14 protein-coding genes are annotated in these 12,505 nt (G+C 66.7%); 3 read left to right on the plus strand and 11 right to left on the minus strand.

Annotation, left to right across the window (positions count from 1 at the left end; translation table 11 throughout):
- Nucleotides 1–38 precede the first annotated feature (38 nt).
- The 11 genes from WG923_RS28460 to WG923_RS28510 form a co-directional block, all read right to left on the minus strand.
- A complete protein-coding gene (locus tag WG923_RS28460) occupies nt 39–491 on the minus strand; it encodes a MerR family transcriptional regulator (protein WP_340354411.1) in 453 nt (150 codons plus the stop codon).
- A gap of 121 nt (nt 492–612) precedes the next feature.
- Nucleotides 613–942, minus strand: a complete 330-nt coding sequence (locus WG923_RS28465) for an integration host factor subunit alpha (protein WP_340354421.1) — start codon at nt 940–942, stop codon at nt 613–615.
- Nucleotides 943–992: 50 nt separating this feature from the next.
- Nucleotides 993–3,413, minus strand: coding sequence for a phenylalanine--tRNA ligase subunit beta (pheT, locus tag WG923_RS28470; protein WP_340354412.1), 2,421 nt, complete (start codon nt 3,411–3,413; stop codon nt 993–995).
- A 3-nt stretch (nt 3,414–3,416) separates the two neighbouring features.
- Entirely contained in the window at nt 3,417–4,472 is a 1,056-nt protein-coding gene (gene pheS, locus WG923_RS28475; protein ID WP_340354413.1) for a phenylalanine--tRNA ligase subunit alpha, read from the minus strand.
- A 96-nt stretch (nt 4,473–4,568) separates the two neighbouring features.
- Nucleotides 4,569–4,928, minus strand: a complete 360-nt coding sequence (gene rplT / locus WG923_RS28480; protein WP_171557186.1) for a 50S ribosomal protein L20 — start codon at nt 4,926–4,928, stop codon at nt 4,569–4,571.
- Between the two features lie 27 nt (nt 4,929–4,955).
- Entirely contained in the window at nt 4,956–5,159 is a 204-nt protein-coding gene (rpmI, locus tag WG923_RS28485) for a 50S ribosomal protein L35 (protein WP_201672507.1), read from the minus strand.
- Nucleotides 5,160–5,348: 189 nt separating this feature from the next.
- Nucleotides 5,349–5,966 (minus strand): translation initiation factor IF-3, encoded by a 618-nt coding sequence (gene infC, locus WG923_RS28490; RefSeq protein ID WP_340354422.1) that lies wholly within the window; start codon nt 5,964–5,966, stop codon nt 5,349–5,351.
- A gap of 79 nt (nt 5,967–6,045) precedes the next feature.
- On the minus strand, nt 6,046–7,953 hold the full coding sequence (gene thrS / locus WG923_RS28495) for a threonine--tRNA ligase (protein WP_340354414.1): 1,908 nt from the start codon (nt 7,951–7,953) through the stop codon (nt 6,046–6,048).
- Between the two features lie 187 nt (nt 7,954–8,140).
- Nucleotides 8,141–8,341 carry a hypothetical protein gene (locus tag WG923_RS28500; RefSeq protein ID WP_340354415.1) on the minus strand — a complete coding sequence of 67 codons (201 nt, stop codon included), beginning with the start codon at nt 8,339–8,341 and terminating at the stop codon, nt 8,141–8,143.
- Nucleotides 8,342–8,586: 245 nt separating this feature from the next.
- A complete protein-coding gene (gene aceA, locus WG923_RS28505; RefSeq protein WP_340354423.1) occupies nt 8,587–9,912 on the minus strand; it encodes an isocitrate lyase in 1,326 nt (441 codons plus the stop codon).
- A 262-nt stretch (nt 9,913–10,174) separates the two neighbouring features.
- On the minus strand, nt 10,175–10,576 hold the full coding sequence (locus tag WG923_RS28510; RefSeq protein ID WP_340354416.1) for a gamma-glutamylcyclotransferase family protein: 402 nt from the start codon (nt 10,574–10,576) through the stop codon (nt 10,175–10,177).
- A gap of 29 nt (nt 10,577–10,605) precedes the next feature.
- On the opposite strand from WG923_RS28510, the gene WG923_RS28515 reads away from it, so the two are divergent.
- From WG923_RS28515 to WG923_RS28525, 3 genes are all read left to right on the plus strand, one after another.
- Nucleotides 10,606–11,517 carry a DMT family transporter gene (locus WG923_RS28515; RefSeq protein WP_340354417.1) on the plus strand — a complete coding sequence of 304 codons (912 nt, stop codon included), beginning with the start codon at nt 10,606–10,608 and terminating at the stop codon, nt 11,515–11,517.
- A 40-nt stretch (nt 11,518–11,557) separates the two neighbouring features.
- Entirely contained in the window at nt 11,558–11,746 is a 189-nt protein-coding gene (locus tag WG923_RS28520; protein ID WP_340354418.1) for a hypothetical protein, read from the plus strand.
- 68 nt (nt 11,747–11,814) lie between these two features.
- The gene (locus tag WG923_RS28525; protein ID WP_340354419.1) at nt 11,815–12,279 is read left to right on the plus strand and encodes an SWIB/MDM2 domain-containing protein; all 465 of its coding nucleotides are present in this window, start codon (nt 11,815–11,817) and stop codon (nt 12,277–12,279) included.
- The last annotated feature ends 226 nt before the right edge of the window (nt 12,280–12,505 follow it).

A 12,505-nucleotide genomic window follows, 5' to 3' on the forward strand; every position in this document is an offset into this window, starting at 1 on the left:
CGCAATTATAGCCGGGCGAATCGGCCGTTTTCGCGGCCTCAGTGAATCGAGCTGAGCAAGTCGCGGATTTCGAACAGTTCGCGCCGCAGCAGCTGCAGTTGCTGGGCGAACCCGTCGCGCTCCTCCGGCGGGGCATCCTCGAACTGGCTCTCGCCGAAGCCGGAATCCTCGACCTCGACCTCCTCCACGCCTTCGAGCATGACCTCGCCCGCGCGGCGCTTGTCGCGCTCGGTCTGCACGATCTCCTGCAGCTTGTTGCGCGCGCCGCTGATCGTGAAACCCTGGTCGTACAGCAGGTCGCGGATGCGCCGGATCATCAGCACCTCGTGGTGCTGGTAGTAGCGGCGGTTGCCGCGGCGCTTCATGGGCCGCAGCTGCGTGAACTCCTGCTCCCAATAACGGAGCACGTGCGGCTTGACGCCACACAGCTCGCTGACCTCGCCGATCGTGAAGTAGCGCTTGGCGGGGATCGCCGGGAGGGCTTTCTCCATTGAAATCAATCTACTAGGAGAGAAAGCTCCTAGAGTACTCTAAGGGCTGCGCGATGCAAAGCCGGGCAGCGGCGGCTTACACGCCGGCGTTGGTTTTTGGGTGTTTCCTGTAACCCGGCGCTCAGGCGCCGCCGCCGCCGTTGCCCTGGATCTGTTCCTTGAGCTTGTGGCTGGCGTGGAAGGTCACGACGCGGCGCGCCTCGATCGGGATGGCTTCGCCGGTGCGCGGGTTGCGCCCGGGGCGCGGCGCCTTGGTGCGGATCTGGAAGTTGCCGAAGCCGGAGATCTTCACGTCCTGGCCCTCGACGAGGCTGCCGGAGATCAGGTCGAAGAAGGCGTCGATCATGTCCTTCGACTCGCGCTTGTTCAGCCCGATCTGCTCGAACAGGAGTTCGGCCAGCTGCGCCTTGGTCAACGCGGGGGTTTCCAGGCTTTCGACGGCAAACTCCATCACGTCCTCTTGCTGCATGAGCGCTGTTGTTGTCGCGAGATCGGACATCGTCATCCCCTCAGTCGGCCCCCGAGCTGCGTGGTGACCCGCTCCACCACCGCGCGCACGGCAGCCTCGATCTGCTCGTCGGTCAGTGTGGCGTCGCTGCGCGCGAGCGTCAAGCGAACGGCCAGGCTTTTCTCGTTCAGCGCGAGACCGGCGCTCGCCTGCTGCGGCTTGTACACATCGAACAGGAATGCGTCACGCAACAGGCCGCCCGTGTCGGCGGACCGGATCGCGGACAGCAATTGGTCGTGCGTGACCTTCTCGCCGACGATCACGGCGATGTCGCGCTCGGCCGGCTGGAAGCGCGGCACCGGCTCGAACTGCGGCACGCGGCGCGCCGTGACGGCGTCGAGGTCAAGCTCGAACACCAGCGGCGCATGCGGCAGCTCCCACTGCTGCCGCCAGCGCGGATGCAGTTCGCCCACGAAGCCGACTTCGCGGCCGTCGATGCGGATGGAGGCACAGCGGCCCGGATGCAGCGCGGGATGCTGCGCCGGTGCGTACTGCGCCTGCAGCGGCGCGAGCAGCGCCTGCACGTCACCCTTCACGTCGTAGAAGTCCCCGTGCGTGGCCTTGCGGCCCCACTGCAGGCCATCGGGGTCGCCGTAGGCGAGGCCCGCCACCTTCATCGGCTGGCGCACGCCCCGCACGGTGGTGTCGGTGGTCTGCACCGAGGCGTCGCGCACGAACACGCGCCCGAGCTCGAACACCCGCACGCGTTCGGCCTTGCGATCGAGGTTGAACTTCAGCGCCTGCAGCAGCGAGCCGACGAGGGACGAGCGCATCACGCTCATCTGGCTGGCGATCGGGTTGAGCAGCCGGATCGGATCGGCGTTGCCGGCGAGATCCTTCTCCCAGTGCTCCTCGACGAAGCTGAAGTTGATCGTCTCCTGGTAGCCCAGGCCGGCGAGCAGGCGGCGCAGCGCATTGCGGCTGCGCCGTCCCTCCGGCGGCAGCTTCGCGGTGATCGGCGCCAGCGGCGCCGTGGTGGGCAGCGCGTTGTAGCCGATGATCCGCGTGACCTCCTCGATCAGGTCCTCCTCGATCGCGAGGTCGAAGCGGTAGGGCGGCGGGGTGACAGTGATCGTGCCGGCTTCGGCCTGCGCCGGCAGGCGCAGCCGCGCGAAGGCATCGAGGCACTGCGCCTCGGTCACCGGCATGCCGATCACCTTGGCCGCGCGCGCGACGCGCAGCCGCACCGGCTGGCGCTGCGGCAGCTTGACCTGCTGGTCGTCCATGGGGCCGGCCTCGCCGCCGCAGATCTCCTGCACCAGGCGCGTGAGGTACTCGATGTGTTCGACGGTCTGGCTCGAATCGACGCCGCGCTCGAAGCGGTGGCCGGCATCGGTGGAGAAGTTGTAGCGGCGCGAGCGCCCCTGCACCGCCTCGGGCCACCAGAAGGCGGCTTCGACGTACACGTTCTTCGTTTCGTCGGAAACGGCGGTGGCGTCGCCGCCCATGATGCCGGCCAGCGATTCGACTTCGCGGTCGTCCGCGATCACGCCCACCTTCTCGTCCACCTCGATCGTGTTGCCGTTCAGGAGCTTCAGCTGCTCGCCGGCGCGGCCCCAGCGCACGTCGAGCGCGCCGTGGATCTTGTCGAAGTCGAAGATGTGCGAGGGCCGGCCGAACTCGAACATGACGTAGTTCGAGATGTCCACCAGCGCCGTCACGCTGCGCTGGCCGCAGCGCGCGAGGCGGTCGACCATCCACTGCGGCGTCTGCGCCTTCGTGTTGACGTTGCGGATCACGCGGCCGGAAAAGCGCCCGCACAGGTCGGGCGCGCTGACCTTGACCTTCAGCTTCGCGTCGTGCGTCGGCTGCACCGGCTCGAAGGTCGGTTCCTTCAGAGGCGCGCCGGTGAGGGCGGAGAGCTCGCGCGCCACGCCGTACACCGACAGCGCGTGCGCCAGGTTGGGCGTGAGCTTGAGCGTGAACACGTGGTCGTCGAGCTGCAGCACCTCGCGGATGTCGGCGCCGATGGGCGCGTGGGCCGCATCCAGCTCCAGCAGGCCCGCGTGGTCCTCGGACAGCTTGAGCTCGCGCGCCGAGCACAGCATGCCCTGGCTCTCGACACCGCGCAGCTTGCCCAGCTTGATCACGAAGGGCTGGCCGTCCTCGCCCGGGGGCAGCTCGGCGCCCACCAGCGCCGTCGGCACGCGGATGCCGGGGCGCGCATTGGGCGCGCCGCACACGACGTTCAGCAGCGCGCCCTGCCCCACGTCCACCTGGCACACGCGCAGGCGGTCGGCGTTGGGGTGCTGCACGGCTTGCCTGATCTCGCCCACGACCACCTTCGTGAAGGGCGGCGCGACCGGGCGCAGCTCCTCCACCTCCATGCCGCCCATGGTGAGGGTGTCGGCGATCTGTTGCGTGGCGAGCGGCGGGTTGCAGTACGCGCGCAGCCAGGATTCGGGGAATTGCATGACTTATCGGAATTGCTTCAGGAAGCGGATGTCGCCGTCGAAGAACAGGCGCAGGTCGTTCACGCCGTAGCGCAGCATGGTCAGGCGGTCCGGGCCCATGCCGAAGGCGAAGCCGATGTGGCGCTCGGGGTCCAGCCCCATGTTGCGCACGACCTGCGGGTGCACCTGGCCGGAGCCGGCCACCTCCAGCCAGCGGCCGGCCAGCGGCCCGCTCTGGAACTGGATGTCGATCTCGGCCGACGGCTCCGTGAACGGGAAGAAGCTCGGGCGGAAGCGCAGCGCGAGGTCGTCGCTTTCGAAGAAGGTGCGGCAGAAGTCGGTGAAGACGACCTTCAGGTCCTTGAAGCTCACGTTCTCGCCCAGCCACAGGCCTTCGCACTGGTGGAACATGGGCGAATGGGTCGCGTCGCTGTCGACGCGGTAGGTGCGGCCGGGCGCGATGACTCGGATCTCCGGCATCACGTCGCCGCGCGCCACTGCTTCCTGGTAGCGCTTGATGTGGGCGTGGGCGTAGCGCACCTGCATCGGCGAGGTGTGCGGGCGCAGGTTGTAGGGGATGCCGTCGTCGCCGTCGATGTCCACGTAGAACGTGTCCTGCATCGAGCGCGCCGGGTGGTTGGGCGGGTTGTTCAGCGAGGTGAAGCTGTGCCAGTCGCTCTCGATCTCGGGGCCGTCGGCCACGTCGAAGCCCATGGAAGCGAAGATCTGCTCGATGCGCTCCATGGTGAGCGACACGGGATGCAGGCCGCCGGGCTCGCGCATGCGCCCGGGCAGCGAGACGTCCAACGCCTCGGCCTTGAGTTGCGCCTCGAGTTCGGCGTCGGCCAGCGCCTGGCGCCGGTCGGCGAGCGCCGCCTCGATCGCCTGCTTGGCCTGGTTGATCGCAGCGCCGCGCGACTTCTTCTCCTGCACGGAGAGCGCGCCCAGGCCCTTCATCAGCTCGGTGATGCGGCCGGACTTGCCGATGAACTGCGCCTTGGCGTTCTCCAGCTCCGCGGGGGTGCCCGCCTGGCCGAACGCTGCCCGCGCGCCCGCGACGATCGAATCGAATTCCTGCATGGTCCTGAAAGAAAAAAACAGGACCAGGTTCCTTGCGGCCCTGGCCCTGTTTCGTGGGTTGCACCGGACGCCGCCGAGGCGGCGCCCACGCGAAACTCAGGCAGCCAGCTTGGCCTTCACCTGGTTCACGATGCCGGTGAACGCCGCCGGGTCGTGGTAGGCGATATCGGCCAGGACCTTGCGGTCGATGTCGATGCCCGCCTTGCGGATCCCGTTGGCGAACTGGCTGTACGTCAGCCCGTTCGCACGCGCGGCGGCGTTGATACGGGCAATCCACAGCTGGCGGAAGACGCGCTTCTTGGCACGGCGGTCGCGGTAGGCATATTGCCCCGCCTTCATCACCGCCTCCTTGGCGATGCGGAAGACGTTGCCGCGGCGGCCGCGGAAGCCCTTGGCGAGGGCGAGGACCTTCTTGTGACGGGCGCGAGCCGTTACACCACGTTTGACGCGAGGCATTGTGTGTTCTCCTTCTTCGTCTGGTGATTACAGGCCGGCGAACGGCAGCATCTGCGCCATGTGACCCATGTTGGTCTCATGGACGGCAGTCGGGCCGCGCAGGTGGCGCTTGTTCTTGGTGGACTTCTTCGTCAGGATGTGACGCTTGAAGGCCTGGGCACGCTTGACCGTCCCGCCCGGGCGCACGCGAAAGCGCTTCTTCGCGCCGCTCTTGGTCTTCATCTTGGGCATGTTCATGCTCCTTCTGTCGTTGTGCTCGTGAGGCGTCACGGAACAGGATCCGTGCCTTGATGGCCCCGAGCCACTTGTGGATGGCGAGCTCGCGCTCTCCACCCGCGGAGCCCGCAGGCTCCCGGAAAGACCCGAAAGCCTTCCCTTCACCGCCACGGCGGCGACCAACCGTCGTGGCTTTGAATCCTCTTAACCCGTCGTCGTCGCCGGCGAACCGGCGGCTTCGGAGGCGGGCTTGGGAGCCACCGCCACCTTCTTCTTGCCGGGCGCGATCATCATGATCATCTGCCGGCCTTCCAGCTTGGGGAACTGCTCGACGAGGATGGTGTCCCCGAGGTCGTCCCGGATGCGCTGCAGCAGCGCCATGCCGATTTCCTGGTGCGTGATCTCGCGGCCCCGGAAGCGCAGCGTGATCTTGCACTTGTCGCCTTCGGCCAGGAAGCGACGGATGTTGCGCAACTTGATGTTGTAGTCGCCATCGTCGGTGCCGGGCCGGAACTTGACTTCCTTGATCTCGATGACCGTCTGCTTGGACTTGGCTTCCGCGGCCTTCTTCTGTTCCTGGTACTTGAACTTGCCGTAGTCCATCAGCCGGCAGACCGGCGGATTGGCAGTGGCGGCAATTTCTACCAGGTCGACGTCTGCCTCGCCGGCCATTCGCAGGGCTTCCTGCAGGCTCACGATGCCCAGGGGCTCGTTGTTGGGTCCGCTCAGGCGGACTTCGGGAGCCATGATCTCCCGGTTCAGGCGGTGCTTGCGTTCCTCACGCTGGCGGCGGTCACGAAAATCAGTAGCGATGGTCCGGATCCTTCAATTCAATAAGGCTACAAAAAATGTAGCAAAGCCGCCGCAGCTGGCGCCAGCGGCGGCGCGATTCGATGAAGAATCAGACCTTGCTGGCGATGTCCGCCGCGATCCTTTGCGAGAATTCCGCGAGGGGCATCACGCCGAGGTCCTTGTTGCCCCGGGCGCGCACTGCAACGGCACCGGCCGCCTTCTCTTTCTCGCCGACGACGAGGAGATAGGGCGGCTTCTGCAGCGAATGCTCGCGTATTTTATACGTGATCTTCTCGTTGCGCAGATCCGTCGCCACCCTAAGCCCTTGATTCCTCAGCGATTTGGCCACTTCATTGACGTAATCGGACTGCCCGTCCGTGATGTTCAGCACGATCGCCTGCACCGGGGCCAGCCAGACGGGCAGCGCGCCGGCGTGCTGCTCGATCAGGATGCCGATGAAACGCTCGAGGCTGCCGACGATGGCCCGGTGCAGCACCACCGGCCGGTGGCGGGCGCCGTCCTCGCCCACGTACTCGGCGTCCAGCCGCGTCGTCAGGTTGAAGTCGACCTGCATCGTGCCGACCTGCCACTGGCGGCCGATCGCGTCCTTGAGCGTGTACTCGATCTTGGGGCCGTAGAAGGCGCCGTCGCCGGGCGAGATCGTGAATTCGCAGCCTGAGCGGCGCAGCGACTCCATCAGCGCCTGTTCCGCCTTGTCCCAGAGCTCGTCGGAGCCGATCCGGGCTTCCGGCCGCGTCGCGACCTTGTAGATGATCTCCGTGAAGCCGAAATCCTTGTACACCCGGTGCAGCACGCGCGTGAATTCCTCGCACTCCGGCAGGATGTGGTCTTCCGTGCAGAAGATGTGCCCGTCGTCCTGCGTGAAGCCGCGCACCCGCATGATCCCGTGCAGGCCGCCGGAGGGCTCGTTGCGGTGGCACTGGCCGAACTCGCCGTAGCGCAGCGGCAGGTCCCGGTAGCTCTTGACGCCCTGCTTGAAGATCAGGACGTGGCCGGGGCAGTTCATCGGCTTGAGCGCGTACTCGCGCTTCTCCGACTCCGTGACGAACATGTTCTCGCGGTACTTGTCCCAGTGGCCCGTCTTCTCCCACAGCGACTTGTCCAGGATCTGGGGGCCCTTGACCTCCAGGTAGCCGTTGTCGCGGTAGACCTGCCGCATGTACTGCTCCACGGCCTGCCAGATGGCCCAGCCTTTCGGATGCCAGAACACGACGCCGGGGGAAACCTCTTCCAGGTGGAACAGGTCCAGCTCGCGGCCCAGCTTGCGGTGGTCGCGCCGCTCGGCCTCCTCCAGCATCGTCAGGTACTGCTGCAGTTCCTCCTTCGAGGCCCAGGCCGTGCCGTAGACCCGCTGCAGCATCTCGTTGCGGTGGTCGCCGCGCCAGTAGGCGCCGGCCACCTTCATGAGCTTGAAGAACTTGAGCTTGCCCGTGGAAGGCACGTGCGGGCCGCGGCACAGGTCCTCGAACCTGCCCTCGGCGTAGAGCGAGACATCCTCGCCGGCCGGAATGCTGCCGATGATCTCCGCCTTGTAGTTCTCGCCCATCTCCTTGAAGTGCTTCACCGCCTCGTCGCGCGGCAGCACGCGGCGCGTGACCGGCTCGTCCCTGGCGGCGATCTCCGTCATGCGCTTTTCGATGGCGGCCAGGTCCTCCGGCGTGAAGGGGCGCTTGTACGCGAAGTCGTAGTAGAAGCCGTTCTCGATGACCGGTCCGATCGTGACCTGCGCGTCCGGGAACAGGTCCTTGACCGCGTAGGCCAGCAGGTGCGCCGTGGAATGGCGGATCACGTCCAGGCCTTCCGGGTCCTTGGGCGTGAGGATGGCGACCCTGGCGCCGTCGGGGATCGTGAAGGCCGTGTCGACGACCTTGCCGTCGACCTTGCCGGCGATGGCGGCCTTGGCGAGGCCGGGGCCGATGGAGGCGGCGACGTCGGCCACCGTGACGGGCTGGTCGTACTGGCGCTGCGAGCCGTCGGGGAGCGTGATCCGGATCATGTGAAGAAGTCTTTCGGGCTTTCGGGCAACAAAAAAGCGCGGGGACAGCCGCGCTTTCGGTTGGAATGGAGCAACTCTGGATGCGCGACTACGCCGCCTCTACAGGGCGGAAAAACCTTCCGGGGTAGTTCGCGGTGTCATAACCAGGGTGCCTTTCTCGCTCTTGTTGCTCGCAGGATGGCCAATTCTAACCCGCGGCGGCGACGAAGCCCGTGCCCGCGCAGTGCGGGCATTCCGTGATCACGGTCTGCTTCTCGACCTCGAAGTGCTCGTTGATGTTCTCGCTGTCGATGCGCAGTTGCCCTGTGCCGCCGCATTCGGGGCAGCGGGCGCCGCCCAGGTCGCGCAGGTTGAAGATGCCCGTCTTTTCCTCTGTGGATCCAGCCATGGCCAGCCCTCCTTGCTCGGGACTCCACTGTAAAGGGCAAGCGCGGCCATGGCAAAAGGGCTTGCCCTGCCCTGGGTGTGCAGTACTTGGCAGATCGGGCCGCTGTGTCGCCCTGTCCGTCGTCCCCGCGCAGGCGGGGACCCAGGGCTGAAGAAGAAAAGCCCCGCGTTGCGGGGCTCTCCGGGCCCCCGCCTGCGCGGGGGTGACGCTTCGCCCCCGCCTGCGCGGGGTATCGGCTTTGGCCGTCAGGCCGCCTTGCGCTGCTCGCCGTGGCCGTGGTCGTCGAAGAACTGCTCGTCCTCGGTCGAGCCCTTCAGGGCCGCCGTGGAGGCGTTGGCCTCGATCGTCGTGGTCACCGCGTCGAAGTAGCCCGTGCCCACCTCGCGCTGGTGCTTCACCGCGGTGAAGCCCTTGTCGGCGGCGGCGAACTCCTTCTGCTGCATCTCCACGAAGGCCGTCATGCCGCTGCGGGCGTAGCCGTAGGCCAGCTCGAACATGCCGTAGTTGAGGCTGTGGAAGCCCGCCAGCGTGATGAACTGGAACTTGTAGCCCATCGCGCCCAGCTCCTTCTGGAACTTGGCGATGGTGGCGTCGTCCAGGTTCTTGCGCCAGTTGAAGGACGGCGAGCAGTTGTAGGCCAGCAGCTTGCCCGGGAACTTGGCGTGGATCGCGTCGGCGAAGTCCTTGGCGAACTTCAGGTCCGGCGTGCCGGTCTCGCACCAGATCAGGTCGGCCACCTCGGCGTAGGCCAGGCCGCGGCTCACCGCCTGGTCGAAGCCCTTCCTCGTGCGGTAGAAACCTTCCACCGTGCGCTCGCCGGTGCAGAAGGGCTGGTCGATCGGGTCCACGTCGCTGGTCACCAGGTCGGCCGCTTCGGCGTCGGTGCGGGCCAGCAGGATGGTGGGCGTGCCCATCACGTCGGCCGCCAGGCGCGCCGCCACCAGCTTGGCCACCGCCTCGCGGGTGGGCACCAGCACCTTGCCGCCCATGTGGCCGCACTTCTTCACCGAGGCGAGCTGGTCCTCGAAGTGCACGCCGGCGGCGCCGGCCTCGATCATGGCCTTCATCAGCTCGAAGGCGTTGAGCACGCCGCCGAAGCCGGCTTCCGCGTCGGCCACGATGGGCGCGAAGTAGTCCACGTAGCCCTCGTCGCCGGGACCCTTGCCCTCGCTCCACTGGATCTGGTCGGCGCGCATGAAGGTGTTGTTGATCTTCTTGACCACCTTCGGCACGGAGTCCACCGAGTACAGCGACTGGTCGGGGTACATCTCGCCGTTGCTGTTGGCATCACCCGCCACCTGCCAGCCGGAGAGGTAGATGCCCTTGAGGCCGGCCTTGACCTGCTGCATCGCCTGGTTGCCGGTCAGCGCGCCGAGCGTGTTCACGAACGGCTCGGTGTTGATCAGGCTCCAGAGCTTCTCGGCGCCGCGCTTGGCCAGCGTGTGCTCGATGGCCAGCGAACCGCGCAGCTTCACCACGTCGGCGGCGCTGTAGCTGCGCTTGATGCCCTTCCAGCGGGGGTTCTCCGCCCAGTCCTTTTCGAGCTGGGCGATCTGCTGTTCGCGGGTCAGGTGGGTCCAGTTGCTCATGTTCACTCCAGAAGGGTCGGTGGTGGTGGTTCGGAATCGAGGGCGGTGTTTCGTGCCGCGTTGGAATGAACTTTAAGTCTTGTAGAAGACTTCGTGTGGCTCTTGTGTCTTATACAAGACTAAATATTTTCATGAGCCTTATCAACGGGTTACGTTGCACGTTTCTCTATGCGGAATCCTCTTTCTTGTATTGAGAAATTTTGCGGCGGTGCACAAACCGCAGATTCCGCGATGCGAAACAAAATCAACCGTGGTGAAAAACGATCCAGTCGCCGTGGCCGATCGGCCGGCGATCGCGCACGTGCAGGGGATTGATCTCGTACACGAGGCACGTGATGCCACGCCCCTCCACCGCGATCTCGACCTCGCGCTTGAAGTACTCGCTGTCGGCCCCCGGCACGATCTGCTCGATGCCGTCGAGGATCGCTTCCAGTTCCGGCGTGATGCGGTACACCTCGCCGACCACCGTGACCGCTTCCTCGCCGCCGAGGGTGAGCCCCGGGTACCAGTCCAGGTGGTACAGCACGCCGCGCACCTCGCCCATGCCCACGTAGCCGGGTGCGGGCGCGAGCCGGTTGATGTCGTTGCGGCCGCCGCGGCGCAGGGTGCCGTAGACGAAGACGTGGCGTTCGGGGGCTTCAGGCATGATGCGGCGCATTTTTCGCGCCATTGTCGATGAGCTTCGTCCCCAGCCGGCCCCTCGCGTACGCCTGCCTCGCGCTCAGCATGTCGCTGGTGGGCAGCTACGTGGCGCTGTCGAAGCCGCTCGCCGCGGCGATTCCCGTGTTCCTGCTCGCGTGGCTGCGCTTCGGCATCGGCGGCCTCGCGATGCTGCACTGGCTGAAGAAGCCGGCCAGCGAAGCGCCCCTCACGCCCCGCACGCGCCGGCTGCTGTTCCTCGAATCCTTCCTCGGCAACTTCCTGTTCTCGCTGTGCATGCTGTGGGGCGTGAGCCTGACCAGCGCCGTCTCGGCCGGCGTGATCATGGCCGCCATCCCCGCCACGGTGGCGCTCCTGAGCCGCGTCTTCCTGCGCGAGCCGATCTCCGGCCGCACGTGGACGGCCATCGCCTGCGCGGCGCTGGGCATCGGCCTGCTGGCGCTCGGCAAGGAAGCCGGCACCGTTGCGGCGGGCGATTCCGCGTGGCTCGGCAACCTGCTGGTGCTGGGCGCGGTGGTCTGCGAAGCCTCGTATGCGGTCATCGGCAAGGCGCTGACGGGAGTGCTGGGCCCCAAGCGCATCACGGCGCTGATCAACCTCTGGGGCTTCGCGCTGGTCACGCCCTTCGGCCTCTACACGGCGCTGCGCTTCGACTTCCACGGCGTCGGCGTCGGCTCGTGGCTGCTGCTCGTGTTCTACGCGCTCGCCGCGAGCATCTGGACGGTGTGGCTCTGGATGACGGGCCTGAAGGTCGTCCCGGCGGCGCAGGCGGGCGTGTTCACCGCGATGCTGCCCGTCTCCGCGGCACTCGTGGGCGTGCTGGTGCTCGGCGAGCCGCTCGGTACGATGCAGTTGCTGGCCTTCGTCGCCGCGCTCGCGGGCGTGCTGCTCGCGACGGCCCCTGCGGGCGGCGCGCGCAGGCGCTGAGTCACCTCGCTCTCGAGGAGAAATCCCCTGTGGCGGCGCGATGTTGATCGCGCTTCTTGCCGCGCTGCGTGAGGATGCAAACGCGCTCTCCAGAGGAGAAATCGAGCTGCGCGCCTGCGCCCGCAGGGCTTCTCCAGAGGAGAAACGCGTTGTTCGCGCGGATGAAAAAGCAACATCTCCCAATGAAAAAACCCGTTTTTCCCTTGGATGCGACCTCGTTCTCCATTAGCATCCGCACTGCCAGCGAGTGCAGTTTTCACTGGCACGGTTCAATCAACTTCTAGAAGGAAATCGAACATGGCAACTGCGAAGAAAGCGACGGCGAAGAAGGCGCCGGCGAAGAAGGCGGCTCCGGCCAAGAAGGCCGCGGCGAAGAAGGCGCCGGCCGCGAAGAAGGCCGCTCCGGCCAAGAAGGCAACTGCGAAGAAGGCCGCCCCCGCCAAGAAGGCGCCGGCGGCGAAGAAGGCGGCCCCGGCCAAGAAGGCTGCCGCCAAGAAGGCCCCCGCGAAGAAGCGCACCCCGAACGCCGCGTTCATGAAGCCGCTGACGCCCGACGCGTCGCTGGCCGCGGTCGTGGGCAACAACCCGCTGCCCCGCACGGAGATCGTGAGCAAGCTGTGGGCCTACATCAAGAAGAACAAGCTGCAGGACACCGAAAACAAGCGCATGGTCAATGCCGACGACAAGCTGCGCACGCTGTTCGGCAAGGGCCAGGTGTCGATGTTCGAAATGGCTGGCCTGATCGGCAAGCACGTGAAGTAAGCAAGGCCCTGCCTGCACTTCCCGAGGCCGGCTCCGCCGGCCTTTTTCTTTGGAGTGGCTCTTGCGCTGTCGGCGTGGCCGGCTTCGCTCGTGCGCCGTCGGGGGCGGCCGGCTTCGCTCGTGCGCCGTCGGGGGCGGCTGGCTTCGCTCCTCCCCCCTCCGGGGGGAGGCTGGGAGGGGGGCACTGAAGGGCCACCAGGCCTCGGGAGCGGCCCCCCCCCGCCCC

It is taken from the genome of Ramlibacter sp. AN1133, assembly GCF_037890035.1.
In the GTDB taxonomy this organism is placed as follows: domain Bacteria; phylum Pseudomonadota; class Gammaproteobacteria; order Burkholderiales; family Burkholderiaceae_C; genus Ramlibacter.

Excerpts from the sequence above, each read along its gene's own strand:
- WG923_RS28520 (WP_340354418.1), top strand. The coding sequence starts at position 11,558 with ATGTTGATCGCGCTTCTTGCCGCGCTGCGTGAGGATGCAAACGCGCTC.
- thrS (WP_340354414.1), bottom strand. The coding sequence starts at position 7,953 with ATGATCCGGATCACGCTCCCCGACGGCTCGCAGCGCCAGTACGACCAG.
- pheT (WP_340354412.1), bottom strand. The coding sequence starts at position 3,413 with ATGCAATTCCCCGAATCCTGGCTGCGCGCGTACTGCAACCCGCCGCTC.
- pheS (WP_340354413.1), bottom strand. The coding sequence starts at position 4,472 with ATGCAGGAATTCGATTCGATCGTCGCGGGCGCGCGGGCAGCGTTCGGC.
- WG923_RS28460 (WP_340354411.1), bottom strand. The coding sequence starts at position 491 with ATGGAGAAAGCCCTCCCGGCGATCCCCGCCAAGCGCTACTTCACGATC.
- WG923_RS28465 (WP_340354421.1), bottom strand. The coding sequence starts at position 942 with ATGGAGTTTGCCGTCGAAAGCCTGGAAACCCCCGCGTTGACCAAGGCG.
- WG923_RS28510 (WP_340354416.1), bottom strand. The coding sequence starts at position 10,576 with ATGCCTGAAGCCCCCGAACGCCACGTCTTCGTCTACGGCACCCTGCGC.
- rpmI (WP_201672507.1), bottom strand. The coding sequence starts at position 5,159 with ATGCCCAAGATGAAGACCAAGAGCGGCGCGAAGAAGCGCTTTCGCGTG.
- WG923_RS28500 (WP_340354415.1), bottom strand. The coding sequence starts at position 8,341 with ATGGCTGGATCCACAGAGGAAAAGACGGGCATCTTCAACCTGCGCGAC.
- WG923_RS28515 (WP_340354417.1), top strand. The coding sequence starts at position 10,606 with ATGAGCTTCGTCCCCAGCCGGCCCCTCGCGTACGCCTGCCTCGCGCTC.
- WG923_RS28525 (WP_340354419.1), top strand. The coding sequence starts at position 11,815 with ATGGCAACTGCGAAGAAAGCGACGGCGAAGAAGGCGCCGGCGAAGAAG.
- rplT (WP_171557186.1), bottom strand. The coding sequence starts at position 4,928 with ATGCCTCGCGTCAAACGTGGTGTAACGGCTCGCGCCCGTCACAAGAAG.